Genomic DNA, 25,745 nt, shown 5'->3' with positions numbered 1-25,745 from the left:
TGCAAGAATGCAGCCAGATGCGTGAGCTCAGCGTTTGCTTGAGCTCTGCATCACCAGTTTGATCAGTGGCCCGAGGCTGGTGCCCAGACGAATCAGCCGCGTCAGCCCGCCGACACCGCCGCTTTTTGCGCCTTTGCCGGTGATGAAACCCAGCAGGGTGACGGCGGCCACGCCCCATAGCGGCGCGTGTTTGATGCCGAAGCCGCCTTGCAGGTTTTGCGTCATGCCGCGCATGCGCTGCAAGGGTTGCAGCACTTGCCCGGCTTCGTGGCGGATTTCCTGACGATGCATTTCCATGCGCAGACGGATCAACGCCTTGCGCATTTCCCGGCGCGAGCTGTTGTGTGGCAGTTCAGGCAAGCTCATGGCAGCAGGCGCTCCCGATCGTTGGCCAATTCTTCCAGCGTGCCGTGGAAGGGCGAGGATTCATCGAACACTGCTGCCTTGAGGCGTAAACCGCAGAAAGCGGCGGCCAGGGTGTAGAACACGCAAAGGCCGATGATCGCTGCCAGACGATAGGTATCCCAGAACACGATCAGCACCAGCGTCGACAGACCCACCAGCAACAGCAGGGCAAACACCAGCGCCAGCCCCGCGAACAGCAACAGGCTGACGGTGCGTGCTTTCTGCTCCTGCAATTCGATGCCGAACAATTCGACATGGCTGTGCAGCAAGCCCAGAACAGCGGCGCCCAGACGCCGCGTGGAGGAAGTAGTGCCCGACCCCAGGCCGGATTCGCCGATCGACATGATCAGCGCCGAGTGGCCAGCAGGCCAATCAGGAAGCCCACCCCGGCGGCGATGCCCACTGATTGCCAAGGGTTGGCCGACACGTAATCTTCGGTGGCGGTTACCGCTGCCTGGCCGCGATCACGCAGTGTGTCTTCGGTCAGCTTCAGGGTTTCCCGGGCGCGCAGCAGGCTGTCGTGGATCTGATCACGCAACTCATCGGCCTGATCGCCCGCCAGGGACGCAGTGTGTTCGAGCAACCGCTCGGTGTCGGCGACCAGAGTCTGGAAGTCGTTCATCAGGATTTCTTGAGCAGTCTTTGCCTTGATGCTGGCCATGGGTGGATCTCCGTAAGTGACGTCTGAAGCGTTCGAGTATGAGCCTTGCGCGAAGGTTCAGTACAAATGACTGGTACAGCTTTTGCTATGTCGTGGTGCGTTCTACTGCCGCCGTGCGCTGTTGGCGGGCGTACATGCAGCAAAACCTTAACTCAAATAATCCTGGTTCGTATCAGGACATCGACCTTGTGCGCCAAACCGGTTCATCGCAGCTTCATTGCGCAGACCGACCGGTCGCAACTTGGTGCATGAATTGTCCGCGCGAACCGCTTTGGTGCCTTTTTAGCCTTCAGGTCTGCCTCTTTATGGAAAATCTGCAAAGCGCTGTGGACACACTGGTTCACAGCTCCAACACGTTGTTCATTCTGATCGGTGCGGTGATGGTGCTGGCGATGCACGCCGGTTTCGCCTTCCTTGAAGTCGGCACGGTGCGCCAGAAAAACCAGGTCAACGCACTGTCGAAGATCCTCAGCGACTTTGCCGTTTCGACCCTGGCCTATTTCTTTATAGGCTATTGGATTTCCTACGGGGTGACCTTCATGCAACCGGCGGCGGTGCTGAGTGCCGATCACGGTTACGGTCTGGTGAAGTTTTTCTTCCTGCTGACCTTCGCCGCGGCGATCCCGGCGATCATCTCCGGCGGGATTGCCGAGCGTGCGCGCTTCGTTCCGCAGTTGTGTGCAACGGCGCTGATCGTGGCGTTCATCTACCCGTTTTTCGAGGGCATGGTCTGGAACGGCAACTTCGGTCTGCAGGCCTGGCTGACGGCACGTTTTGGCGCGGCGTTCCATGATTTCGCCGGATCGGTGGTGGTGCACGCCATGGGCGGCTGGCTGGCATTGGCGGCGGTATTGCTGCTTGGCCCGCGCAATGGCCGTTATCGCGACGGGCGTCTGGTGGCGTTCGCGCCGTCGAGCATTCCGTTTCTGGCGCTGGGTTCGTGGATTCTGATTGTCGGCTGGTTCGGCTTCAACGTGATGAGCGCGCAGACCTTGCAGGGCGTCAGCGGTCTGGTGGCGGTCAACTCGCTGATGGCCATGGTCGGCGGCACGGTGGCGGCGCTGATCGTCGGGCGCAATGACCCGGGCTTCCTGCACAACGGCCCGCTGGCCGGGCTGGTGGCGATCTGTGCCGGTTCCGACCTGATGCATCCGGTCGGTGCGCTGGTGACTGGCGCGATTGCCGGTGCGTTGTTTGTCTGGTGCTTTACCGCCGCGCAAGTCAAATGGCGCATCGACGATGTGCTCGGCGTGTGGCCATTGCACGGTTTGTGCGGGGTGTGGGGCGGGATCGCCTGCGGCATCTTCGGCCAGACTGCGCTGGGTGGCCTGGGCGGTGTCAGCCTGATCAGTCAACTGATCGGCAGCGCGCTGGGTGTGCTGGTCGCGCTGATCGGCGGATTCGTCGTCTACGGCGTGATCAAGGCCTTGCACGGCCTGCGCCTGAGTCAGGAACAGGAGTATTACGGCGCCGATCTGTCGCTGCACAAGATCGGCGCGGTGAGTCAGGATTAGGTTTCCTCATCGTCGGCGCCGCGGTACAAGCCGTGCAGTAGACGATAACGGTCACTGCGCACCTGATCGACTCGCTCTTGTACCTGACGTGCTGGCAGACCGAGCATGATCAAGGCGTGAGAGCCGAGCATCAGGCTCGATTCCAATAGCTCCGGCACCACTTCGGTGGCGCCGGCAGCCTTGAGTTCCGTCAGTTGGCTATCGTCGCGGGTGCGCACCAGAATCGGCACCTGATCATTGTGGCGGCGTGCCTCTTCAAGAATTCGCAGGGTAACCTCGCTTTGATCCACTGCGATCACAACCAGCCGCGCGCGCAACAATCCGACGGCAATCAGCAGGTCGGCGCGAGACGAGTCGCCGTAATGCACATTGCTTTCGCTGACGGAGGCTTCCTGGATCCGCACCGGATCGTTGTCCAACGCGATATAAGGCTGATTTGCATTGCGCATGAAACGGCCGATGGACTGGCCAACCCGCCCGTAGCCGCAAATCACCACATGCTGGTCGAGGTCGGCGTTGAGCGCACTGATCTCCTCGAGTTGCGCCTCCTGATTCGGCTTGCGATGCAGGCTCAGGGCAATTTTCGGTGCCCCGCGCAACAACAGCGGGGTCAGCAGCATCGAGCAGAACGTTGCCGCCAGCAGCAGGCCGCCCAGCTCGTCAGGCAGCATGCGGTTTTGCTGCATCTGCGCCATCAATGCAAAGCAGAATTCCCCGCCCTGCGCCAGGGCCAGGCCGCTGCGCCAGGCAGTTTCGTGATCGCTGCCGCGCCACTTCACCAAAAGCGCGACGACCGTGCCTTTGATCAGCATCAGGCTGAGGGTCAGGCCGAGAATCAACAGGCTGTGACTGACGAACAGTTGCAGGTCGATCAGCATGCCGATGCTGACGAAAAACACCCCGAGCAGGATGTCGCGAAACGGCCGGATGTCGGCCTCGATCTGATGGCGATAGTGGCTCTCGCCGAGCAGCATGCCGGCGAGAAATGCGCCGAGGGCAGGGGACAGGCCCAGCAAGTGTGTCAGCCAGGCGGTCAGCAGCACAATCACCAGCGCCAGCAGCACAAACAATTCCGCCGAGCGCGAGGCCGCCACTTCGTGGAACAGCCGTGGCAGCAACCAGCGGCTGGCCAGCAACAGACCGAAAAACAGCACCACGGTCTTCACCAGCGTCAGCGGCAGCGCCCAGTACCAGGCTTGCGCGCTGCTCCCGGCGAACACCGGCACCAGGGTCAGCAACAACACCGCAACTACGTCCTGAAACAGCAGAACCCCGACAGCGTTTTGCCCGTGACTGCTGAACACTTCGCCCAGGCTGCTCAACTCCTTGGTGACAATCGCCGTCGATGACAGCGACAGCCCGGCGCCAAGCAACATGGCCGGGGTCACCGGCATGCCCAGCAGGATCAGCACCAATCCCAGTAACGCCGTGCTGAGCAACACCTGCTGACTGCCCAGGCGAAACACCACCTGGCGCAGCGCGATCATTTTCGACAGGGAAAACTCCAGGCCCAGCGAAAACAGCAGAAACACTACGCCCAACTCGGCCACGTCCGGCAGGTGCTCGCTCTCGTTGATCCAGTCGAATGCAGTTGGCCCTACCAACAATCCTACGCAGAGATAGCCCAGCACCGGCGGCAAGCGCAGACGGCGAAACAGGGCAATCATCACCAGGGATGAGGCGAGGATGATCAGCAGGTTGGCAAACACAAGGCACTCCGATGTCAGGCTCAGGCTTCTCAAGCGTAGAGGCAAAAAGCGCGGGAGCATGGCCCGATTGGCTTTTCTATGGACTGATTTGCGTCAGGGTTTTGCGTAATGGTCGCCGTGCTCGGGCCTTTGGGCGGCAGCGGCTCGACGGGTTTTCGAGGCAGGCCTAGAATGAATGCTCATTTTTCCGGTTGAGCGATCATGCCTCCTGAATGTCAGTTGTTCGGCACCTTGGGATGCCATTTGTGTGAGGTGGCAGAGGCCGAGTTGATGCCTTTTGTCGAGCATGGTCTGCTGGTCGAACTGGTGGATATTGCTGACGATGAATCCTGGTTCGAGGCTTACAGCCTGCGAATTCCGGTACTGCGCCGAATTGACACCGGCGCGGAGCTGAGCTGGCCTTTCAGTGCCGAACAGGTGGTGGCCTTCCTGCGTTGAGCCTGTTTCTTCGGTGACGCGGCATTGCTTTCCACCGGTCGCGAACGCGCATCCTTCCCTTGGCACTTTGCCGATTATTCGGTTACTGTATGTGCATACAGTAATTGGGTGGGCCTGCTGCTTTTGATGACTTGAGCAGGTGAATCCGGCAGTCAGAGGGACGAACCGTGGTCAATGTCGAACAGTTGAAGAACAGCGTGAACCGGATGTCGGTTGACGTGGTGCGCGAGGCCGTCCTCGAGTTGCGCCTGGACGGGCTGGTCACGGAGGGCAAGACGCCTTTCAACAAATTGCATTTCAACACCTGTTTTGCCGAGATCGAGGCGCTGTTCCAGCGTGCCGGTTATCACAGGCAACTGGATGTGGTCGGTTATCAGGGGTTGTTGTACGCCTTGTATGACCCGGGGCGCTGGGAGGCCGTCGACGTGCTGCGCTGGCTCAAGGAATTCACCGAAGCCGCCGCGCTCAAGTCGATCCCGGCCTGAAGCGGGCGGTGGAATCGGCGCTAGGTTCGTATCGCTCAGTGTTGGATAATGCCGACCTGCATTGAGGGTTCGAATTTCCGTATGTCCACACCAACGTTTTCCGCTGCGCAGAATCAGGCCAGCACCCTTTACCTTCCTCCGGGGAGTTGGCCTACCGTCCTTGATTGCCTGTGTGAGCATTTCAGTGCGATCAGTCGAGAGCAATGGCTGGACCGGATCGCCCGGGGCCGGGTACTGGATGGGCAGGGACAGCCGATTGCGCTGGATCTGCCGTACAAGGAAGGCCTGCGTATTCACTACTTCCGTGAAGTGCCGGATGAAAAACCGATCCCGGTGGTCGAGTCGATCCTGTATGCGGACGAACATCTGGTGGTGGCGGACAAGCCGCACTTCCTGCCGGTGACGCCGGCCGGCGAGTACGTCGAACAGACGTTGCTGCGTCGTCTGATCCGCCGCCTCGATAATCCGCATCTGGTGCCACTGCACCGCATTGACCGGCACACGGCAGGCTTGGTGATCTTTTCGGCTAACCCACAAACCCGCTCCGCTTATCAGTCGCTGTTCCCTACGCGGCAGATCGATAAACGCTATGAGGCGATTGCCCGTGCGCTGCCGGAGCTGGAATTTCCTCTTGTACACAAAAGCCGTCTGATCGATGGCGAACCGTTCTTCCGCATGCAGGAAGGGCCAGGCGTCGTCAATACTGAAACGGCTGTGGAAGTCCGGGAAAAGAACGGTGATCTGTGGCGCTACGGCCTGTATCCGGTGACTGGCAAGAAGCATCAGCTACGTGTACACATGACCGCGCTGGGGGCGAGTATCTGCAACGATCCGTTCTACCCGGATGTGTTGAAAGACGTTGAGGATGATTACGCCAATCCGCTCAAGCTGCTGGCGCAGGGGCTGCGCTTTGTCGATCCGGTGACCGGTGAGGATCGTGAATTCGAGAGCCGGATCACCCTGCAGTGGTGATGCCAGGCACTTTCCCGTGCCCATGAAAAAGCCCGCATTGATGCGGGCTTTTCTGTATCCGGTATCGACGTAAAGCTTACAGCTCTTTAACGGTACGAACCTGATCCTTGTTGATGCGGGTCTCTTTGCCGTCCAGTTGCTTGAACTCGTAGAAGCCCGAATCGTCATCGTATTTCGGGGTGTCGACGGCCTGGATTTCGCGACCGTCATTCAAGGTGATCACTGTTGGCGACGAGCAACCAGCGAGGGTAGCCAGGCCCAGTGCGAGCATGAAAGTGGCGAGGGTCCGTTGAGTCATGGGTGTGTCTCCGAATGGGAATACTTTTGGTTACTGAACTTGAGACGTATACAAGGCGTGAGAGTTCCTTGAATGCTGTCAGTCTGACACAGTGTTGTGCGTATTTAACAGTTCGGGGGTGTTCAGGTTGGCCAGTCGCGGGTCATTGTCGGGGCATTGCAGGGCAGTCGCGCCGAGATTGCGCATGATCCGGCCGGGGCTGCGTTCGCCGGCGTTCCAGGCGGTTTCGAACGCCGGCAGAAGGGCTGCCGGGATCACGCACAGCAGGGGTTCCCAGTGGTCGTCGTGACGCAACATTAAAGGTTTTTCAGGAAATTGGCCGGCGGTTTCACGCATGTCCTGCAATAGCGCGGCGTCGATTCGCGGCGCATCGCAGGGCAAGACCAGCAGGTTTGGCTGGCGGGCGGCCTTGAGTCCGGCAAGGATGCCGGCCAGGGGGCCAGGAAAATCGCCTTGCTCATCGCTGACCAATTGATCGGCGTAGGCTGCATAACGCTCGTGATTGCGATTGCAGGAGATGATCAGATCGTCAGTCAGCGGTCGCACCTTGCGCTGCAAATGCGCAATCAGCGGCTCACCCTGCCATTCGACCAGCCCTTTGTCCTGGCCGCCCATGCGCTGGCCGCGTCCGCCTGCCAGGAGCAGAATGGAGCAGGGGGGCAATGGCGTATTCGAGGTCATGGCAGCTCTCCAGCGGGGCGGCGAAAAATTCAGGCGCTGTGATATAACACCGGGCTGTTTCTCCTACAACTGGACGAGCCTAATGAAAGCCAAGGCCGATGTACCTTTTGCGCCGCTGAACATTGCGGTGCTGACTGTCAGCGACACCCGAACCCTGGAAACCGACACCTCAGGCCAGGTCTTCGTCGACCGCCTGACTGCTGCCGGTCACCGCTTGGCCGAACGGGTCCTGCTCAAAGATGACTTGTACAAAATCCGCGCGCAAGTTGCCCACTGGATTGCCGAGGACGTAGTGCAGGTCGTGTTGATTACCGGCGGCACTGGTTTCACCGGGCGTGACAGCACGCCTGAAGCCGTGGCTTGTCTGCTCGACAAGCAGGTTGACGGCTTCGGCGAACTGTTCCGGCAGATTTCGGTGGCCGATATCGGTACTTCGACCGTGCAGTCGCGGGCACTGGCCGGTCTGGCCAATGGCACGCTGGTATGCTGCCTGCCAGGTTCGACCAATGCGGTGCGCACAGGTTGGGACGGCATTCTCGCCGAACAACTGGATTCGCGGCACCGTCCGTGCAACTTCGTCCCTCACCTGAAGCAGGCGGCGCCTTGTGAATCCCGTGGGTAAGCCGGGCAAGACCGGCAGCCTGATGCCTGTCGAGCAAGCGTTGGCCCGCCTGCTGGAAATGGCTGAAGCCTCGCCGATTGTCGAGCGCGAGTTTCTGCCATTGGCTGAGGTGGAAGGCCGGGTGCTCGCCGAAGACCTGGTTTCGACCCTGGACCTGCCGCCCTGGCCAAACAGCGCCATGGACGGTTATGCCCTGAATCTGGCCGACTGGACCGGCGAACCACTGCCGGTCAGCCAGAAAGTCTTTGCCGGGCAGGCGCCTGAACCGTTGAAGCCCGGTACCTGTGCGCGGATCTTCACCGGTGCGCCAGTGCCTGCCGGGGCAGATTGTGTGGAAATGCAGGAGAACGCCGAAGTTCAAGCCGACGGCAGTGTGCGTTTCATCGAAACCATGAGCGTCGGCCAGAACATTCGTCCGCAGGGCCAGGAAACCACCGTGGGTGAGTTGATTCTGGCGGCAGGTACGCGACTGGGACCGATCGAACAAGGTCTGGCTGCGTCGCTGGGATGTGCCGGGCTGAATGTGGTACGCAAGGTCCGAGTGGCGGTATTGTCCACCGGCGATGAACTGGTCGAGCCAGGCCAGCCGCTGGGGCCGGGGCAGATCTACAACAGTAATCGGGTGGTGTTGTGCAGCTGGCTGCAGCGCCTGGGTTGTGAAGTGATCGATGCCGGTATTCTTCCGGACGATCTGGCGACCACGCGGGCGCGCCTTGGCGACTTGCAGGGTGTCGACTTGATTCTCTCGACCGGCGGCGTGTCGGTCGGTGAAGCGGATTTTCTTGGCATCGCATTGCGGGAAGAGGGCGAGCTGGCGCTGTGGAAACTGGCCATCAAACCGGGCAAGCCGCTGACATTCGGTCATTTTCGCAAGGTGCCGGTCATCGGCCTGCCGGGCAACCCCGCTTCGACGCTGGTGACCTTTGCTCTGCTCACGCGGCCCTACTTGTTGCGGCGTCAGGGGGTACAGGATGTCGAACCCCTGAAGTTTACGGTACCGGCAGGTTTTGTCTGGCCTGCGGCCGGCAATCGGCGCGAATACCTGCGCGGTCGTCTCGAGCAGGGGCGGGCGATCATCTACCGCAATCAAAGCTCCGGTGTGCTGCGCAGCGCGGCGTGGGCGGATGGCCTGGTGGAAGTGCTGGAGGGTCGTACGCTGGTAGAGGGTGATGAGGTTGGGTTCATTCCACTGAGTGACCTGCTCGGCTGATCCGCGCGGGGTGACTGCAGGCTCGACCGATACCGCGTCGATGCCTGCATTCCTCTGTCAATGGCTCATCAGTGTGACCAACTGATCGAACCGGCTATTGGCAACCCACCCCAGCAGTCCCAACACCACTGCAGTTGCACCCGCTGAATAGGCGAGACGGTGCTTGATGGTCTTTACATCCCCGCGGACTTCGTCCATGTCCCGACGAATGTATTTGAGGTGGGTTTCCAGTTCGGTCACGCGCGGTTCCATATCAACTTCTCCAGCGTTTCTGGCGTTCTTCCTGAAATCGGATTTGTGACTGGCGCGACTTTCGTCCAGAGGGGCAACCGGACTATTTGCAATTCTGGCTTCATGGCTTTGCATGGAAATGTCCATCGGCTGTTTCAAATGTAAGCGAACCGGCCTTCCCGTCATCCAGACTGCCACCAGCTCCGAGGGTGTATCCAATCATTACCTGCACATCCTTGTGTTGTTGAATCGAAAATTGATACAGCCTGCACACGGTGAATCAATGAGCAGGCCCGGTCAATTGAGCCGATTCCTCACATGTTGTAAGAAAAAATACCGCCGTGTAGGACGCGAGAGATCGGTGGCTTGAATTAAATGGAATTGTTGCGACTTTTTTGCGTGCGTCAGTGGTCAAGATGTTTCATACCGATTCAATCGTGGGGAGTAACCGTTATGAGTGAGCGCAGGGCGCTGTTGATTCTGCATGGCAAGCAGGCACTCAATGAGGCGGTTCGCGCCGCCGTCGAAGCAAAACGCGAGCAAGGCTGGGAGTTGGCTGTACGGCTGACCTGGGAGGCCGGTGACGCTCAGCGTCTGGTGGAAGAGGCACTGGCGGGTGGCTACCGGCAGATCATCGCCGGGGGCGGTGATGGCACCTTGCGCGATATCGCTGAGGCCCTTTCCGCGCATGCGCACAAGGCCAGTCTGGTGCTGTTGCCACTGGGCACGGCCAACGACTTTTCCCGTGCGGCGGGGATCCCGCTTGAGCCGGCCGAAGCGCTTGAGCTTCTCGATGTGCCGCCGCGTGACATTGATCTGGGCGCCGTCGGCGGGCAGATTTTCCTCAACATGGCGACCGGCGGTTTCGGTAGCCAGGTCACGGCCAATACGTCCGAGGATCTGAAAAAAGTGCTGGGCGGGGCCGCCTATCTGTTCACCGGTTTATCGCGCTTCAGTGAGTTGCACGCGGCCTACGGCGAACTGCAGGGGCCGGACTTTCACTGGAGTGGCGAGCTGCTGGCGCTGGGGATCGGCAACGGCCGTCAGGCGGGTGGCGGACATGAATTGTGTCCGCAGGCACTGGCGGATGATGGCCTGCTGGACATCAGCATCCTGCCGGCACCGCAGGAGTTGGTGGGCACACTGAAGACCCTGCTCAGCGACGGTTTCGGCCTCGACAACATGTTTGTCCGGGCTCGTTTGCCCTGGGTCGAAATCAAGGTCGCCGAGGGGCTGAGCATCAACCTTGACGGCGAGCCGCTGGAGGGCGACAGCCTGCGCTTCGAGGCGCGTCCGGGAGCCTTGCGGGTGCACTTGCCCGAGCATTCGCCGCTGTTGGGCGGTAACCGCTCGATCAATCGTCCAGGCTGATGATCTGCTCGCGCACCGCGAACAGCACCAGGCCCGCCACATCGTAGATCTGCAGGCGCTTCATGATCTGCGAGCGGTGGGTTTCGACGGTCTTGATGCTCAGGCCCAGGCCGTTGGCGATCTCGCGGGTGGATTTGCCGCGCACGATCAACCGCAGGATTTCCAGCTGACGGGCCGTCAGGTTGTGAGAGTCGGCCACTTCCGGCTGGTTTTTCTGCGTGCGGGTCAGCGCCTGATTGATCACGGTGTGGGCGATCGCCGGGCTCAGGTAGCGCTCGTTGTTGCGCAGGGCTTCGAGGGCATGTTCCAGCTCGGTGGCCGTGGTGTCCTTGAGCAGATAACCATGTGCGCCGGACTCCAGCGCCTGCATGATCAGCGCCGGATCGGTGTGCATCGACAGAATCAGCACCTTGCTATGAGGTCTTACGCGCTTGAGCCGTTGCAGGGCTTCCAGGCCACCGGTTTCCTTCATCGAGATATCCAGCAGCACGATGTCGGGCGCCAGTTGCTCGACCATTTCGAGCAGCTGCGAGCCGTCGTTGGCTTCGCCAACGACGGCGTAGCCGGGAATGTCGAGCACCAGAGCGCGCACGCCGGCCCTGATCAGCGAGTGGTCATCCACCAGAAGTAAGTTACAAGTCAACGCATAACCTTATTCGTACTGGCCCGTTCGAGTGCACGGGGCGCCCAGGGGAACAGTGCTTCGATTTGAGTGCCTTTGCCCGGTTCGCTGATGACGTTCAGCGTACCGCCCAACTGTTCGATCCTTTCGGCCATCCCGGCCATGCCGCGTTGTCCTTCCCGGCCCGGATCCGCAGCAGGCGCAAATCCCTGGCCGTCGTCGCTGATCAACAACGTCAGCCCTTGTGGCAGGCGTTGCACGCGGATCAACAGGTTGCTGGCTTGCGCGTGACGCAGAATGTTGGTCACCGCTTCCTGAGTAATGCGGAAAGCGGCGACCGCCATTTCTTCCGGAATGCCGTTGAGCCGCTGCTGGCAATCGAGGCTCCAGTGCACCGACGTGTTCGCCAGGGTCTTGAGCAGGTGCGCTCGCAGACTGGCCTCCAGCCCGAGGCTGGTCAGTTGGCGCGGATTGAGAATGGCGGAAACGTCGCGCACCTTGTTGAGGGTTTCTTCAAGGGTTTCGCAGAGCGTCGAGCATTGCGCTTGCAAGTCGGGTGGCAGGCGTTTTTTCAGCCATTCGCTTTGCAGCCTGGCCGCTGTCAGTAACTGACCGATGTCGTCGTGCAGTTCCCGGCTGAGACGGTGGCGTTCGTTTTCCTGGACTTCCAGCAAACGGTCGGCGAGTTCCTGGGGCTGGAACTTGATCGATTTGCGCGACAGTCGATATTGCACCCAGACGCAACTGGTGGCGGCGACATTTACCAGCAACAGCCCCAGTGAAAGTGGTGCCGAAAAACCATAGGTCAGCAGGCAGCCGACGGTGGCGATGACACACAATACGAGTGTGAACCGGCGTGCATTTTCCCGGGACGGTGGCCATGTGGTGATTGACTTGAGGCTGGCGTACATAACGGATGGAGCCAATGGATGTTCGCTGCGGGTAGATCGGCCGGTGGCGGGCGGATCTCTGTCTGAAAATGCTGTCAATTATGTTATTGGTTTTAACCAGGTTCAGTGAACGATGTTTGACTGCCAACTTCGGTGGATGACTGTCAGTGAATCACTGTGCCATTAATTGAAAGCAACTAATGGCCGGCATAATACCACTTAAGATACCGTTGGTCGCGTTCGCCATATATGTCCAATGAGTCAGGAAAGACGCCATGTTGGACGTGAGTTCCATAATGGAAAAAAGACGCTTTATTGTGTTCGGCAGATATCGATGCTACTCGAAGTTGATCGTTACTCGGACACAGGCAAACCCTGAGGCCGCGAGAAAATTTCCGCTGGTGTCAGGTGAAATTATTTAATTCGAATTGTCGCTGGCAGGTATGAACTATTCATTTGCGACGTTCAGCGCTTCGGATTTGTTACCTCGAAGTGTGCCTGTCAGCACTGAATCAGGCCTGACGTTCCGAATAAGACATGAGTGGCAGCGTTCGAGTCGCCAGTGGCGGCTGAAATTCGCTTTGACCCACCTGAAATGCGAGGGCTTGGATAAGGGAGGTCTGTTCGCTGGCATCCAGGCTCAACTGACCGGTGTTCTGATCGACCAGTTCGATCTGCCAGGCCATCAGGGTGAAGCAGTCTTTGAGCGCATCCAGGGCCTGTGCATGCAGATCGACAGGGTCCGGCGCGTGGTCGAGCAGGCTGTGAATGTGCAGGGAAAACTCGGAGATCGCCTCCAGTGCCAGTGCTTCAGCTCGACTCGCAAGCTTGAGCAGGGTACTGCGCATGCAGTCGATGGCGTCCTTGTCGTTGCTGATCAATTGCAGGTGGCTCAGGCATTCTTCAGACTTGGCCAGGAGCGTCTCAGCTTCGACGAGAAATTCGGGAAAGCGTTTTGCCCAGTCTTTACGGTCGATTGGCATGCTTATCTCCACAGCGTCATGTCTGATGAGGGAATGCCGTGTGTGTCGACGATCATGAACCGTCGGCAGATCGCTCCCAACCGTGCAAGTGCACTGGTTGAGGTTTTCCAGAGGGTGGGGTTCCACTGAACTGCGATCGCACACAATAGCCTGACTCCGTTCATGCAATGAGAATGGCGTCACATTAATGGCTATTGGATATTGCGAACATCAGGTTAGGCCTGATTGTTACTAGGGGATTCCCTTACACGCGGGAACCTGTGGCGCAAACCGTGGTCGCGCCAGAAGAGAATGTAGCAGATGAAAACACCGGGCCAGTAAACCATGATGTTAATGTGACATCAATGCCCGTGTATGGCATTTTTGATAGTGATTTTTCCGGGGATCAAGAATCGCAATAAACAGCCGATAACCCCACTTAGTAGTGAATTCATCAGAACAAGCCCAGGAGTCATTGATGGCCGGCATTCTCGACACGGTAGACCAACGCACGCAACTGGTGGGTGAGAATCGCCTGGAAATTCTCATGTTTCGCCTGGCCGGACGCCAATTGTTCGCGATCAACGTGTTCAAGGTTCAGGAAGTTCTGCAGTTGCCGAAGCTGACCCTGATGCCGCAGCGTCACCCGTTTGTCTGCGGCGTGGTCAACCTGCGTGGGCAGACGCTTCCGGTGATCGACTTGTCTCAGGCGATCGGCATGCGTCCGCTGGTGCCGGGTCCGAACAGCACCATCATCGTCACCGAGTACAACCGTTCGGTGCAGGCTTTCCTCGTCGGTGGCGTGGATCGCATCGTCAACATGAACTGGGAAGCCATCCTGCCGCCGCCGACCAGTGCCGGACGCCAGCATTACCTGACCGCGATCAGCAAGGTCGACGATCAACTGGTGGAAATCATCGACGTCGAGAAAGTCCTTGCCGAAATCGTCCCGTACAACGCCAAGGTTTCACGCGACAAGCTCGACGATCCGGTGCTGGAGCGTGCCCGTGGCCGCGAAGTGCTGCTGGTGGACGACTCCAACGTGGCGCTTTCGCAACTGCGCGACACCCTCGGCCAGCTCGGGGTGAAGATGCACATCGCCAGTGATGGCCTGAAGGCTCTGAACATGCTCAAGGCCTGGGCCGATACCGGCGTGAACATGACCGACAAGCTGCTGATGGTGTTCACCGACGCGGAGATGCCGGAAATGGACGGCTATCGCCTGACCACCGAGATCCGCAACGACCCGCGCCTGCGTGGCCTGTACGTGGTACTGCACACCTCGCTGTCCGGCAGTTTCAACGATTCGATGGTGAAGAAGGTCGGCTGCGACAACTTCCTCTCCAAGTTCCAGCCGGACAAACTGGTCGATGTGGTGCGCCAGCGTCTGATGCTCGATGAAGTGCCGGCCTGACCACAAAACCACACCGCCCCTGTAGGAGCTGTCGAGTGAAACGAGGCTGCGATCTTTTGATCCTTAAAGTCAACGTCAAAAGATCGCAGCGTGCCGCAGCTCCTACCTTGTCGTGCAGTGCTCGAACTCAGGCTTTGATTCGCCGATAAAGCTCGTATAGGGTGGCATTTTTGCCCATCAGGAAGCTGGACATGCTGCGTCTGAGTGCGCTTTATCGTTACCCGTTGAAATCCGGCAAGCCCGAGATTCTGCAATCGATTGGCCTGGACAAACTCGGCCTTGAAGGTGACCGACGCTGGATGCTGGTGGACGAGGCCAGCGGCCGCTTCCTGACACAAAGGGCCGAGGCGAAAATGAGCCAGCTGTCGGCGCTGTGGAATGCGCAGGGCGGTCTGACCCTGAGTGCCCCCGGGCTTGCCGCGCTGGACGTGCCATTGCCCGAGGGCGATTCCGACTTGCGCGGCGTGACCATCTGGCGTGACACCCTGCGCGTGCCGGATGCCGGTGATGCCGCGGCCCGCTGGGTCAGCGACTTCATCGGCAAGCCGACCCGTCTGGTGCAGGTGCCACTTGATCGCGCGCGCATGACGCAGGCCGGTTACGGCCGCGAGGATGACCAGGTGGCATTCGCCGACGGTTTCCCGTTGTTGCTGATCGGCGAGGCATCGCTGCAGGATCTGGTGCAAAAGGTCGGACGACCGTTGGAGATGTTGCGGTTCCGACCGAATCTGGTGATCGAGGGCAGTACGGCGTTCGCCGAAGATGGCTGGAAGCGCATTCGCATCGGCGATGTCGAGTTCCGGGTGGTCAAGCCTTGCTCGCGCTGCATTCTGACCACCATCGATCCGCAGACCGGGGAGCGCAGTGCCGATCGCGAACCACTGGCAACCCTGCAGAAATACCGTGCGCAGGCCGATGGTGCGATGTTCGGGCAGAACCTGGTCAACGACGGCAATGGTCGTCTGGAGGTAGGAATGCCCGTGGAAATCCTCGAATAACCGAGGCCAGAAATGAAAAATGCCCGTGTCCATGGACACGGGCATTTTTTTGCACCGGGAAAAACCGTGGGTTTAGCCGCGGTATTCGCACAGGTAAGCGGTGTCAACGGTGACTTTCAGCTGGAACTTGCTGTTGGCCGGAACGTTGAACTGGCTTCCGGCGGCGAAGGTTTCCCAGTCGCTGCTGTCCGGCAGTTTGACGGTCAGCGCACCAGAGACCACGTGCATGATCTCGCGCTGAGCGGTGCCGAATTCGTATTCGCCCGGGGCCATGACGCCGATGGTCGCCGGACCTTCAGCGGTGCCAAAAGCGATCGACTTGACGGTGCCGTCGAAGTACTCGTTGACTTTGAACATGGGCGATTCCTCTCGAAAAGGGCAAAAAAGGGTTAAAAAAGGCTGGCCAGTATGCACAAGGCTCCCGGCGCCGTCACCTGCCCGGGGCGTGTCCGGCGAGTTCTCGCCCTGACTTCAGAGTGGCAAGACCAACGGCAGCAACCGCGCGGTATTGCGCGCATCTTCCAGGGCTCGGTGCTGTTGACCGCTGAACTGCATGCCGGCCAGTTGCAGCGCACCGTTCAAGCCCAGCGGTCGTTCCAGGCGCCGGGCCTTGGCGAAGCGCTGCTTGAGGTTCATGTGCGGCACCCGGCTCAACAGGCTGTCGAGTTGCAGGCGCTGCCATTCCTGGAGCAACTGCTTGCGGTCGTAATCGCCCCAACTGGCCCAGCCTTCGAGGCGCGTCTGGTGTTGCCCGAGCCAGCGTTCGAAGGCCGGCCAGACCTCGTTCAACGGCTGCGCGGCGTCGATGTTGGCCTGGGTGATGTGCGTGAGCTCACGGCAGAACGGCGTCAGCAACGGCCGCCGGGTCGGTTTGACGAACCGCTGAAAGTGATCCTGCTCGCGACCGGCACGGTCGACCAGCGTCGCGCCGATTTCGATGATTTCCATTTCCGTAACCGGCCAGCCACCTTCATCTGTGGTGGCTTCCAGATCAATGACCAGCCAATGGGGCATCGCAGGTTTCCTGATTTACGCGTCCTGATAGATCAGAGCGTAGTCAAACCTTGCATTTGCGCCTGGCGACTCACTCGACCTGCAACAGAACCTGACGATTTTTTACCTGATCGCCGACCTTGACCTGCACCCGCTTGAGCACGCCGTCGATGCCGGCCTTGAGCGGATGCTCCATTTTCATTGCCTCCAGCACCACCAGCAACTGACCCTTGCTGACCGGGCTGCCTTCGCTGACCAGCACGTCGACGATGGCACCGTCCATCGGCGCCTTCAGGGTGCCGGAGCTGACGCTGCTCTGACTGCTGATCAGCGCATGAGTTCGATCCTCCAGGCGCAGGTTGCCGGGGTGGGTGAACAGCCAGAGTTCTTCGTCATCGATCCGGTAGGCGTGACGCTGGCGCAGGCCGTCGACTTCCAGTGTCACCGCGCGCTCGTCGCAATTGATGACGGTCAGTACCAGTGCGCGCTGCATCACGTTCACGGTGAAGCGGTCATCCCCGTCCGCAAGCAGTTGCACGGTCCAGTCCTGCTGTTCAAGCCCGAGGCGGTAATCGAGCGGCGCGCCGACATTGTTGCGCCAACCCTTGAGCGGCGCACGATGTGCCTGCGCGCCAGACTGATAAAACAGCACGGCGGCGATGGCCAGTTCCTCGGCGGTGGGGGCGTAAGTGTGCAGGCATGGGTGGTCAGTGAAATGCTGGGCAATGAACGCGGTGCTGAACTCGCCGCTGATGAACTGCGGATGCTGCAGCAGGCTGACCAGCAAAGTCTGGTTGCTCTGAACGCCGAGCAGCACGCTGTCCTGCACCGCGCGCAACAGCTTGCGGCGCGCCTCTTCGCGGGTGGCGCCGTGGGCGATCAGTTTGCCGAGCATCGGATCATAAAACGGGCTGATCGACTGACCTTCGCGCAAGCCATGATCGATCCGCGCCCCCGTACTCAACGCCGGTTCCCAGGCCTGTACACGACCGGTCTGCGGCAGAAAATTCTGCGTCGGATCTTCGGCATACAGACGCACCTCCATGGCGTGGCCGTTCAGCGCGAGCTGATCCTGAGTCAGCGGCAACGGCTGGCCTTCGGCGACGGCCAATTGCCAGGCGACCAGATCCTGCCCGGTGATTAACTCGGTCACCGGATGCTCGACCTGCAGACGGGTGTTCATTTCCAGAAAGTAGAACTGCCCACGGGCATCGAGCAGAAACTCGACGGTGCCGGCACCGACGTAATTCACCGCGCGGCCAGCCTTCAATGCCGCTTCGCCCATGGCCTGGCGCAACTCGCGGGTCATCACCGGGCAGGGCGCTTCCTCGATGACTTTCTGATGGCGACGCTGCACCGAGCAGTCGCGCTCGCCGAGGTAGATCAGGTTGCCGTGGCAGTCGCCGAACAGTTGCACCTCGACGTGTCGTGGTTCGATCAGCGCCTGTTCGAGGATCAGTTCATCACTGCCGAAACCGTTCAGCGCCTCCGAGCGGGCGGTGCGCAGTTGCGCTGGCAACTCTTCGCTGTTGTGCACCAGACGCATGCCGCGTCCACCGCCGCCAGCGCTGGCCTTGATCATCAGTGGATAGCCGATGCGCTCGGCTTCGCGCAGCAACGTGGCGTCATCCTGCGCGGCGCCTTGATAGCCGGCGATACAGGGAACACCAGCGTCGAGCATGGCGATTTTCGACAGGCGCTTGCTGCCCATCAGCTCGATGGCCTCGGCGCTCGGGCCGATAAAGGTCAGGTTGGCCGCTGCGCAGGCGCGGGCGAATTCGGCGTTTTCCGAGAGAAAGCCGTAGCCTGGGTGGATCGCGTCGGCATCGCTGCGGCGCGCAGCGTCAAGGATCGCCGAGATGTTCAGGTAGGACTGCTGCACCGGTGCGGCGCCGATGTTCACCGCTTGATCGGCCATCTGCACGTGCAGGGCATCGGCGTCGGCATCGCTGAATACGGCGACGGTGCGATAGCCGAGGGCCTGGGCGGTGCGCTGAATGCGGCAGGCGATTTCACCGCGGTTGGCGATCAGGATTTTGTGGATGACGGGCATGGCTGTTCCCTCGGAATTTGCGTTGTCGGTGCTGGCCTCTTCGCGAGCAAGCTTTTAAGGGGCCCACCCAGGTTTACGCTTTTGCACGAAAGCCATCGTGCCCTCGATCCCTTCGGCCCCGGTCACCGCTTCGCTGAACCATTGCGCTGCCTCATCCAGCAGTTCATTCGAGGGCTGCCCGGCACTGGCGAGCAGCAATTTTTTGGTCGCCGCATTCGCCTCGGGCGCGCAGCACAGAACGTGGTCGAGCACTTCGTCGAGTCGTTCTGCCAGTGCCTGCGGATCCTGCTCGACAAAATGCACCAGTCCCAGCCGCCGCGCCTGATGGCCGTCGAAACGCGCCGCAGTCAGCGCCAGTCGTCGGGTCTCGGTCAGGCCGATGCGCTGCACCACGAACGGAGCGATCTGCGCCGGTAGCAAGCCAAGGCTGGTTTCCGGCAGACCGAATTGCGCCTGATGATCGGCCATCGCGATATCGCTGACACATGCCAGCCCGAAACCACCACCGAGCACTGCGCCCTGTAAAACGGTGATCAGCACTTGTGGTGCGTGCTGTGCTTCTTGCAGCAGGGCTCCAAAGGCGCGGTTCAACTCGCGGTAAGCGTCGGCCCCTTGGGCACGGGCATTGGCCATGTCCTTGATGTCGCCACCCGCACAGAAATGCCCACCGGCACCGCTGAGGACCAGAGCGCGAACCCCGCGGTCATCGCGCACCGCCGCCAATACCGCGCGCAGTTCGGCGACCATCTGCAGGCTCATCGCATTGCGGCTGTCGGGGCGATTGAGGGTGATGTGCAGCACGCCGCCGTGCAGTTCCAGCAGCAGAGTCTGGCAGTCGGGCAGGGGGCTCATTTCTTTTTCCCCAGCAGGATGCCCATCAGTTTGCAGATGATCCCCAGCATGATTTCGTCGGCGCCGCCGCCGATCGAAACCAGCCGCACGTCGCGATAGGCGCGGGCTACCGGGTTGTCCCACATGAAACCCATGCCGCCCCAATATTGCAGGCAGCTGTCGCTGACTTCACGGCCGAGGCGCCCGGCCTTGAGCTTGGCCATCGATGCCAGACGTGTGACGTCCTGACCTTTCACATATTGCTCGGTGGCCTGATAGACCAGCGCCCGCAGGCATTCGATTTCGGTCTGCAATTCAGCGAGGCGGAAGTGGATCACCTGATTGTCGATCAGCGCGTTGCCGAAGGTCTTGCGCTCTTTGCAGTACTCGATGGTGCTGTCGACGCAATATTCCAGACCCTTGATCATGTTCGCCGCGCCGAACAGGCGTTCTTCCTGGAACTGCAGCATCTGCATCATGAACCCGGCGCCTTCGTGGCCGATGCGGTTGCGCTGCGGCACACGCACGTTGTCGAAAAACACCTGAGCGGTTTCCGAGCTGCGCATGCCGAGCTTGTCCAGGTGCGAGCTGAGGCTGATCCCCGGGGTGTTCATCGGCACCATGATCAGCGACTTGTTGATGTGCGGCTTGTCGTCCGAGGTATTGGCCAGCAGGCAGATGAAGTCGGCGCTGGGCGAGTTGGTGATCCACATCTTGCTGCCGTTGATCACGTAGTCGTCGCCGTCCTTGCGCGCGGTGGTCTTGAGCCCGGCGACGTCGGAGCCGGCACCGACTTCCGAGACGCCGATGCAACCGACCTGCTCGCCGGTAATCGCGGGGCGGAGGAATTCGTCGCGCAATTCATCGGAGCCGAAGCGGGCCAGCGCCGGGGTGCACATGTCGGTCTGCACGCCGATCGACATCGGAATGCCGCCACAATGAATGGTGCCGAACTCTTCGGCGGCGACAATCGAATAGCTGTAGTCGAGGCCCATGCCGCCGAATTTTTCCGGTTTGGAAATCCCCAGCAGACCAAGGTCGCCGGCCTTGCGGAAAATCTCGTGGATCGGAAAGCGCCCGGCCTTTTCCCATTCATCGACGTGCGGGTTGATTTCGTGCTCGACGAATTGGCGGACGGTGCGGCGCAGTGCTTCGTGTTCCGGGGTGAAGATCATTTTTATTGTTCTCCTTGTTTTCCGAGGCAGTCAGAAGCGGCTGACGCCGAAGCTGTTGGGTTGCAACGTGCGAATGTCGGCTTCGTGGCAGATATCCAGCAGGTAACCGAGCAGGGTGCGTGTATCGCGTGGGTCGATCAGGCCGTCGTCCCACAGGTTGGCGCTGCCGTAGAGCGCGGTGGACTGGCTGTCGAGTTTCTGCGCGGTGACCTGTTCGAGCATGTCGAGCATTTTCGGATCCGGCACCAGGCCTTCCTTGAGCTGTTTGGCCTCGGTGACGATGCGCAGCACCTTGCCGGCCTGCGCGCCGCCCATCACCGCGGTGCGGCTGTTGGGCCAGGCGAAGATGAAACGTGGATCGAGACCTCGTCCGCACATCGCATAGTTGCCGGCACCGTAGGAGCCACCGACGACAATCGTCAGTTTAGGCACTCGGGCATTGGCCACCGCTTGAATCAGTTTCGAGCCGTGTTTGATGACGCCTTGCTGCTCGGACTCGGTGCCGACCATGAAGCCGGTGGTGTTGTGGAAGAACAGCAGCGGCGTCTGGCTCTGATCGCACAGTTGAATGAACTGTGCAGCCTTGCTCGCCCCGGCCGGCGTGATCGGGCCGTTGTTGCCGATCAAGCCGCAGGCGCGGCCCTGGATTTTCAACTGGCCGCAGATGGTTTGCTGATCGAACTCGCCCTTGAATTCGAGAAATTCCGATTCATCGGCAATCCGCGCAATGATTTCGCGCACGTCGTAGGGCTTCTTCGGGTCGTCGGGAATCAGCCCGAGCAGCTCGTCGATCGGGTACAGCGGTGCCTTGTATTGCGGCTCCGGCAGCCACGGCAGTTGCTCGTTCCACGGCAGCATGCGCAAGATCTCGCGCACCAGCCGCACGCCATCCGCATCGTTCTCGGCCAGATACTCGGCGGTGCCGGCGACCTGCGCGTGCATCTCGGCGCCGCCCAGCTCTTCATCGGTGGCGACCTCGCCAGTCGCGGCCTTGAGCAGTGGCGGTCCGGCGAGAAACAGCTTGGCTTTGCCGCGCACCACCACCACGTAATCCGACAGCCCCGGTTGATAGGCGCCACCGGCCGTGGCCGAGCCGTGCACCACGGTGATCTGCGGCAGGCCCATGGCCGACATCCGCGCCTGATTGGCAAAACTGCGTGCGCCTTCGACGAATATCTCCGCCGCATAATTGAGGTTGGCGCCGCCGCTCTCTGCCAGAGTGATCACCGGCAGTTTGTTTTCCAGGGCGATCTGTTGCAGGCGCAGGGATTTTTTCAGGCCGGTGGGGGAGATCGTGCCGCCCTTGATCGCGCTGTTGTTGGCCACCACCATCGCGCGTATGCCGGACACGTAACCGATGCCGGCGATCAGGCCGCCACCGGCAGCGCTGCCGTCCTTGTCGTCGTGCAGCTTGTAGCCGGCCAGACTCGCCAGTTCGAGGAACGGCGCGCCGGGGTCGAGTAGCAGATTCAGGCGTTCGCGGGGCAGCAGTTGCCCGCGCTTGTCGAATTTGCCCTTGGCTTCGGCAGCCTTGTTCAGCAGGTTCTGTTCCAGTTGCTGGACGTGCTCGATGGCCGTGAGCATCGCCGCGCGGTTGCGCGCGAAAGCGTCACTGTGCGGATCGAGTTGGGACTGGATCTGCGGCATGGCTTACTCCTTGTCCTTGAGGACGTCGGGCAAGTACGCCCGATCGAACCCGTTGAACGACTTGCTGTGGCTCGCCTTGTGTAGCGGCCATGCGCGGCTGCCGAGACTGGCTGCGCCATCGATTTTCAAGGTGCTGCCACTGATGAACGCCGCCGCCGGGCTGAGCAGAAAAACGATCGCTGCACTGACTTCCGATTCGGTGCCGATGCGCTTGAGCGGTACGTGTTCGCGCAGGGTCGGGATCACGGCTTTGAACGCGCCTTCATAAGTGTCCATGCCGCTGGACGCGATCCAGCCCGGCGCCACCGCATTGACCCGCACCCCGGCGTAGCCCCACTCGAACGCGGCGGTTTTGGTGAAGTTGTCCATCCCCGAACGTGCCGCGCCCGAGTGGCCCATGCCGGGCATGCCGCCCCACATGTCGGCAAGCATGTTGACGATGTTGCCGCCGTGCTTGCTCATCGACTGGTTGAACACTTCCCGGGCCATCAGAAAACCACCGACCAGATTGGTGCGCAGCACGGTTTCGAAGCCTTTCTGATTGATCGAGGCCAGTGGTGACGGGTACTGGCCGCCGGCATTGTTGACCAGACCGTGGATCGGCCCGTGTTCGGCGATCAACTCGGTGACCAGTTGTTTCACCGCGTCCTCATCACGGATGTCGCAGGCTTGCCAGTGGGCGCGGCCGCCGTCTTCGCTGATTTCGGCGGCGACCTTCTGCAGCTTCTCCGGCTTGCGCCCGACCAGCAGCACAGTGGCGCCGAGCGCCGCCAGTTCATGCGCGGTGCAACGGCCGATGCCACTGCCGCCACCGGTGACGATGATGGTCTGACCGCTGAACAGATCGGCTTTGAAAATCGATGCGTAAGCCATGAAGCCCAACCTCTAGTCGAGTTGTTCGGCGATGCTCTGCGGCACCGGGATCTGGATTTCCAGTAACTGCTGGGCGAAGGCCTTGCCCTGGGGGTCGATGCGCAGACTCGCGACACCGCCGCCACCGAGGGCGTTCTCCAGCAGAAAATTCAGGCTGTGGGTGCCGGGCAGGTACCAGCGTTCGACCCGGCCATGGATCGGGTCGAGCACATGGCGCATCCAGTCGACAATCACCGCTGGCGTCAGCGCTTCGGCGATCCACGGCAGGTACTCGGGGCGGCGCGGCAAGACGCCGATGTTGCTGTGGTTGCCCTTGTCACCGGAGCGCGCCACGGCCAGTTTCACCAACGGCACACTGGCGTCGGCGCGGCCCTGGGGTTTGGGGGGCTGGTCGGGGGTTGGCAGGTCATGGCTGTCGAGCGGCATCTGCGCGGGGAGGGCGCAGGGATGTTGTTCACCGGCCATGTCGATGTGCAGGCTGCAGGCGGTTTTATCGATCAGGAACGAGAACAGACGGATCAGCGGATACACCGTCGGCCGTCCGCCGACGATGCCGGTCAGTCCCGGCGCCATGCCGGTGGCGGCCTGGGCGATTTCCCGGGAGAACAGGATCAGCGCCGGTTTCAGTGGATGGCGCACCGCAAGTTTGATCACCACCTCGCGGCTGTCACGACGCTGGCCGTGAGGACCGTATGTGGCTTCGCTGCCGAGCAGTTCAATGTTGACTTCGCTGTAGGGTGGCCAGCCGCGCTGGCTGAACATTTCTGCAGTCTTGTCGATGATTGCCTGACTGACGCGGCGCGCCTTGTCCACCGCATCGATGCCGGCGATCAGGCAACTGGCGGTGCAACGGAACCCGTCCGGCCAGGTCGCGCTGACCTTGTATTTATCGCTGGGCGGCAGGCCTTTGGCTCCGTGGACATGGACGGCGTTTTTACCCTGTTGCTGCAGTTTCACTTGAGTGAAATCGCAGACTACATCCGGCAACAGATAGGCCTGCGGATCACCGATTTCATAGAGCATCTGCTCGCCAACCGTCAGCGGCGTCACCAGGCCGCCGGAGCCTTCGGGTTTGCTGACGATGAACTGGCCGTCGGCGCTGACTTCAACGATGGGAAAACCGATGTGTTCGTAGTCCGGCACGTCGCGCCAGTCGGTAAAATTACCCCCGGTGCATTGCGCGCCGCATTCGATGATGTGCCCGGCCAGCGCGGCCTGGGCCAGTTTGTCGTAGTCGTGCCACGCCCAGCCGAATTCATGCACCAGCGCCGCACTGACCACCGCGCTGTCGACCACGCGCCCGGTGATGACGATGTCGGCGCCCAGGCGCAGGGCTTCGACGATGCCCGGTGCGCCGAGGTAGGCGTTGGTCGATACGCACATCGGCGGCAGCGGCGTGCCGTTGAACATTTCGTGGATGCCTTGGGCGGCAAGTTGCTTGAATTGCGGTTGCAGGTCATCGCCGAGCAGCACGGCGATTTTCAGCTTGACCCCGGCCTTGTCGCAGGCAGCCTGCAGGGCGGCGGCACAGGCTTTTGGATTGATCCCGCCGGCATTGCTGATGACGCGGATTTTCTGTTCAGCCAGTTGCGGCAGCAGCGGCGCGAGCACCTCAACGAAGTCCCCGGCGAATCCGGCCTGCGGGTCCTTCATGCGCGCGCCGGCCATGATCGACAGGGTGATTTCGGCGAGGTAATCGAACACCAGATAATCCAGCTGCCCGCCGGCCACGAGCTGTGCGGCGGCGGTACTGGTGTCACCCCAGAATGCGCTGGCGCATCCGATCCGAACGGTGGTTGGCATGGTTATCTCCGACTCAGGAACCTGCGACAGAAGTGTCTGGAGGCTACCAAGCAAGCGCTTGGTTTGTAAACAGCTGAAATATCTTCTGCCCAAGCGCTTGCTTGGTTGCGGCTCGCGGCTTAAATTGCGCGCAACCCTGCGTGTTCAGGGGGCAACAGACTGATCGACTGTAGGAGAGAACGGGTGGACGAGCAAAAAGCCCTGAGGGTCATGCGCGAACTGGTCGACCAGGGCCAGTTGACCGACCCTGACAGCGCCCGCGGCAAACTGCTGCAAGTGGCGGCTCACCTGTTCCGCAACAAAGGCTACGAGCGCACCACGGTGCGTGACCTGGCGGGGGCGGTGGGGATCCAGTCCGGGAGCATTTTTCATCACTTCAAGAGCAAGGATGAAATCCTCCGGGCGGTGATGGAAGAAACCATCCGCTACAACACCGCGCTGATGCGCGCCGCGCTGGCCGAAGCCAGCAACGTGCGCGAGCGGGTGCTGGCACTGATTCGCTGCGAGTTGCAGTCGATCATGGGCGGCAGCGGCGAAGCCATGGCGGTGCTGGTCTACGAATGGCGCTCGTTGTCCGAAGACGGTCAGGCCAAAGTGCTGGCATTGCGCGATGTCTACGAAGACATCTGGCTGCAGGTGCTGGGTGAAGCCAAGGACGCCGGGTTCATCCGTGGCGATGTATTTGTTACCCGACGCTTTCTCACCGGCGCGTTGTCCTGGACCACCACCTGGTTCCGTGCCGACGGTAGCCTGAGCCTCGATCAGTTGGCCGATGAAGCGCTGATTCTGGTGCTCGAAGAGCGTTAACCCACGTTCCAACAGGTCAGGAAACTGGCTAACTGGGCGAAACCGCCTAGCTTGAATGCATTGATCGATATTTTTTCGGG

At 60.7% G+C, this 25,745-nt stretch carries 28 protein-coding genes; 10 read left to right on the top strand and 18 right to left on the bottom strand.

Features of this window, described 5'->3' with window-relative positions; all coding sequences use genetic code 11:
• Positions 1-27 precede the first annotated feature (27 nt).
• From JN524_RS04330 to JN524_RS04320, 3 genes are read right to left on the bottom strand one after another with little or no spacing between them, the layout of a single operon-like run.
• On the bottom strand, positions 28-366 hold the full coding sequence (locus JN524_RS04330; RefSeq protein ID WP_202368630.1) for a hypothetical protein: 339 nt from the start codon (positions 364-366) through the stop codon (positions 28-30).
• Positions 363-749 carry a phage holin family protein gene (locus tag JN524_RS04325; RefSeq protein WP_007969088.1) on the bottom strand — a complete coding sequence of 129 codons (387 nt, stop codon included), beginning with the start codon at positions 747-749 and terminating at the stop codon, positions 363-365. Before JN524_RS04325 ends, JN524_RS04330 begins: the two co-directional genes overlap by 4 nt.
• Positions 750-751: 2 nt before the next feature.
• Positions 752-1,066, bottom strand: a complete 315-nt coding sequence (locus JN524_RS04320) for a DUF883 family protein (protein WP_003226733.1) — start codon at positions 1,064-1,066, stop codon at positions 752-754.
• A 305-nt stretch (positions 1,067-1,371) separates the two neighbouring features.
• Between JN524_RS04320 and JN524_RS04315 the strand changes: the two genes are divergently transcribed.
• The gene (locus JN524_RS04315) at positions 1,372-2,580 is read left to right on the top strand and encodes an ammonium transporter (protein ID WP_202368629.1); all 1,209 of its coding nucleotides are present in this window, start codon (positions 1,372-1,374) and stop codon (positions 2,578-2,580) included.
• Here JN524_RS04315 and JN524_RS04310 read toward each other — a convergent pair.
• Positions 2,577-4,289 carry a monovalent cation:proton antiporter-2 (CPA2) family protein gene (locus JN524_RS04310; protein ID WP_202368628.1) on the bottom strand — a complete coding sequence of 571 codons (1,713 nt, stop codon included), beginning with the start codon at positions 4,287-4,289 and terminating at the stop codon, positions 2,577-2,579. The two genes, JN524_RS04315 and JN524_RS04310, sit on opposite strands and share 4 nt — an antisense overlap.
• 201 nt (positions 4,290-4,490) lie before the next feature.
• On the opposite strand from JN524_RS04310, the gene JN524_RS04305 reads away from it, so the two are divergent.
• From JN524_RS04305 to JN524_RS04295, 3 genes are all read left to right on the top strand, one after another.
• The gene (locus tag JN524_RS04305) at positions 4,491-4,727 is read left to right on the top strand and encodes a glutaredoxin family protein (protein WP_202368627.1); all 237 of its coding nucleotides are present in this window, start codon (positions 4,491-4,493) and stop codon (positions 4,725-4,727) included.
• Positions 4,728-4,894: 167 nt separating this feature from the next.
• Complete coding sequence (locus tag JN524_RS04300) at positions 4,895-5,212, top strand: transcriptional regulator (RefSeq protein ID WP_095189592.1); 318 nt, start codon at positions 4,895-4,897, stop codon at positions 5,210-5,212.
• Between the two features lie 81 nt (positions 5,213-5,293).
• A complete protein-coding gene (locus tag JN524_RS04295; RefSeq protein WP_202368626.1) occupies positions 5,294-6,184 on the top strand; it encodes a pseudouridine synthase in 891 nt (296 codons plus the stop codon).
• Between the two features lie 76 nt (positions 6,185-6,260).
• Here the strand turns inward: JN524_RS04295 and JN524_RS04290 are convergent, their stop codons facing one another.
• Positions 6,261-6,482 (bottom strand): YgdI/YgdR family lipoprotein, encoded by a 222-nt coding sequence (locus tag JN524_RS04290; protein ID WP_007908660.1) that lies wholly within the window; start codon positions 6,480-6,482, stop codon positions 6,261-6,263.
• A gap of 78 nt (positions 6,483-6,560) precedes the next feature.
• A complete protein-coding gene (gene mobA, locus JN524_RS04285; protein WP_202368625.1) occupies positions 6,561-7,163 on the bottom strand; it encodes a molybdenum cofactor guanylyltransferase MobA in 603 nt (200 codons plus the stop codon).
• Positions 7,164-7,245: 82 nt separating this feature from the next.
• On the opposite strand from mobA, the gene moaB reads away from it, so the two are divergent.
• Positions 7,246-7,785, top strand: a complete 540-nt coding sequence (gene moaB, locus JN524_RS04280; protein WP_003226719.1) for a molybdenum cofactor biosynthesis protein B — start codon at positions 7,246-7,248, stop codon at positions 7,783-7,785.
• Complete coding sequence (locus JN524_RS04275; protein ID WP_202368624.1) at positions 7,769-8,995, top strand: molybdopterin-binding protein; 1,227 nt, start codon at positions 7,769-7,771, stop codon at positions 8,993-8,995. The genes moaB and JN524_RS04275 overlap by 17 nt, the downstream gene beginning before the upstream one ends.
• A 57-nt stretch (positions 8,996-9,052) precedes the next feature.
• Here JN524_RS04275 and JN524_RS04270 read toward each other — a convergent pair whose 3' ends face one another.
• Complete coding sequence (locus JN524_RS04270; RefSeq protein ID WP_202368623.1) at positions 9,053-9,361, bottom strand: hypothetical protein; 309 nt, start codon at positions 9,359-9,361, stop codon at positions 9,053-9,055.
• Between the two features lie 318 nt (positions 9,362-9,679).
• Here JN524_RS04270 and yegS point away from each other — a divergent pair, with 318 nt between their 5' ends.
• Positions 9,680-10,597 carry a lipid kinase YegS gene (yegS, locus tag JN524_RS04265; RefSeq protein ID WP_202368622.1) on the top strand — a complete coding sequence of 306 codons (918 nt, stop codon included), beginning with the start codon at positions 9,680-9,682 and terminating at the stop codon, positions 10,595-10,597.
• On the opposite strand, the gene JN524_RS04260 is transcribed toward yegS, so the two are convergent.
• The 3 genes from JN524_RS04260 to JN524_RS04250 all read right to left on the bottom strand — a co-directional run bounded on the left by JN524_RS04260 (position 10,581) and on the right by JN524_RS04250 (position 13,092).
• A complete protein-coding gene (locus JN524_RS04260) occupies positions 10,581-11,240 on the bottom strand; it encodes a response regulator (RefSeq protein ID WP_202368621.1) in 660 nt (219 codons plus the stop codon). The two genes, yegS and JN524_RS04260, sit on opposite strands and share 17 nt — an antisense overlap.
• Positions 11,237-12,130 carry a sensor histidine kinase gene (locus JN524_RS04255; protein ID WP_202369026.1) on the bottom strand — a complete coding sequence of 298 codons (894 nt, stop codon included), beginning with the start codon at positions 12,128-12,130 and terminating at the stop codon, positions 11,237-11,239. Before JN524_RS04255 ends, JN524_RS04260 begins: the two co-directional genes overlap by 4 nt.
• Before the next feature lie 491 nt (positions 12,131-12,621).
• Complete coding sequence (locus JN524_RS04250; protein WP_202368620.1) at positions 12,622-13,092, bottom strand: hypothetical protein; 471 nt, start codon at positions 13,090-13,092, stop codon at positions 12,622-12,624.
• 457 nt (positions 13,093-13,549) lie between these two features.
• On the opposite strand from JN524_RS04250, the gene JN524_RS04245 reads away from it, so the two are divergent.
• Positions 13,550-14,485: a chemotaxis protein CheV gene (locus JN524_RS04245; protein ID WP_003226705.1), complete on the top strand. Its 936-nt coding sequence runs from the start codon at positions 13,550-13,552 to the stop codon at positions 14,483-14,485.
• A 191-nt stretch (positions 14,486-14,676) separates the two neighbouring features.
• Entirely contained in the window at positions 14,677-15,483 is an 807-nt protein-coding gene (locus JN524_RS04240) for an MOSC domain-containing protein (protein ID WP_202368619.1), read from the top strand.
• A 72-nt stretch (positions 15,484-15,555) separates the two neighbouring features.
• Here JN524_RS04240 and ppnP read toward each other — a convergent pair whose 3' ends face one another.
• The 8 genes from ppnP to JN524_RS04200 all read right to left on the bottom strand — a co-directional run bounded on the left by ppnP (position 15,556) and on the right by JN524_RS04200 (position 24,858).
• On the bottom strand, positions 15,556-15,840 hold the full coding sequence (ppnP, locus tag JN524_RS04235) for a pyrimidine/purine nucleoside phosphorylase (RefSeq protein ID WP_105227574.1): 285 nt from the start codon (positions 15,838-15,840) through the stop codon (positions 15,556-15,558).
• Between the two features lie 114 nt (positions 15,841-15,954).
• A complete protein-coding gene (locus tag JN524_RS04230; RefSeq protein ID WP_027613412.1) occupies positions 15,955-16,497 on the bottom strand; it encodes an exonuclease domain-containing protein in 543 nt (180 codons plus the stop codon).
• 70 nt (positions 16,498-16,567) lie between these two features.
• The gene (locus tag JN524_RS04225) at positions 16,568-18,529 is read right to left on the bottom strand and encodes an acetyl/propionyl/methylcrotonyl-CoA carboxylase subunit alpha (RefSeq protein WP_202368618.1); all 1,962 of its coding nucleotides are present in this window, start codon (positions 18,527-18,529) and stop codon (positions 16,568-16,570) included.
• A 54-nt stretch (positions 18,530-18,583) separates the two neighbouring features.
• Positions 18,584-19,381 carry an enoyl-CoA hydratase/isomerase family protein gene (locus JN524_RS04220; RefSeq protein WP_202368617.1) on the bottom strand — a complete coding sequence of 266 codons (798 nt, stop codon included), beginning with the start codon at positions 19,379-19,381 and terminating at the stop codon, positions 18,584-18,586.
• Positions 19,378-20,535, bottom strand: coding sequence for a citronellyl-CoA dehydrogenase (gene atuD, locus JN524_RS04215; protein WP_202368616.1), 1,158 nt, complete (start codon positions 20,533-20,535; stop codon positions 19,378-19,380). The genes JN524_RS04220 and atuD overlap by 4 nt, the downstream gene beginning before the upstream one ends.
• Before the next feature lie 30 nt (positions 20,536-20,565).
• Complete coding sequence (atuC, locus tag JN524_RS04210) at positions 20,566-22,182, bottom strand: geranyl-CoA carboxylase subunit beta (protein ID WP_202368615.1); 1,617 nt, start codon at positions 22,180-22,182, stop codon at positions 20,566-20,568.
• Positions 22,183-22,185: 3 nt separating this feature from the next.
• Positions 22,186-23,055 carry an SDR family oxidoreductase gene (locus tag JN524_RS04205; protein WP_202368614.1) on the bottom strand — a complete coding sequence of 290 codons (870 nt, stop codon included), beginning with the start codon at positions 23,053-23,055 and terminating at the stop codon, positions 22,186-22,188.
• Between the two features lie 12 nt (positions 23,056-23,067).
• Entirely contained in the window at positions 23,068-24,858 is a 1,791-nt protein-coding gene (locus tag JN524_RS04200) for an acyclic terpene utilization AtuA family protein (RefSeq protein ID WP_202368613.1), read from the bottom strand.
• 183 nt (positions 24,859-25,041) lie between these two features.
• Between JN524_RS04200 and JN524_RS04195 the strand changes: the two genes are divergently transcribed.
• A complete protein-coding gene (locus tag JN524_RS04195) occupies positions 25,042-25,665 on the top strand; it encodes a TetR/AcrR family transcriptional regulator (protein WP_202368612.1) in 624 nt (207 codons plus the stop codon).
• Positions 25,666-25,745: the final 80 nt, after the last annotated feature.

The sequence above is a fragment of the Pseudomonas sp. MWU318 genome (assembly GCF_016756945.1).
Classification (GTDB): domain Bacteria; phylum Pseudomonadota; class Gammaproteobacteria; order Pseudomonadales; family Pseudomonadaceae; genus Aquipseudomonas; species Aquipseudomonas putida_A.
This window is presented reverse-complemented; position numbering and strand designations above follow the sequence as displayed.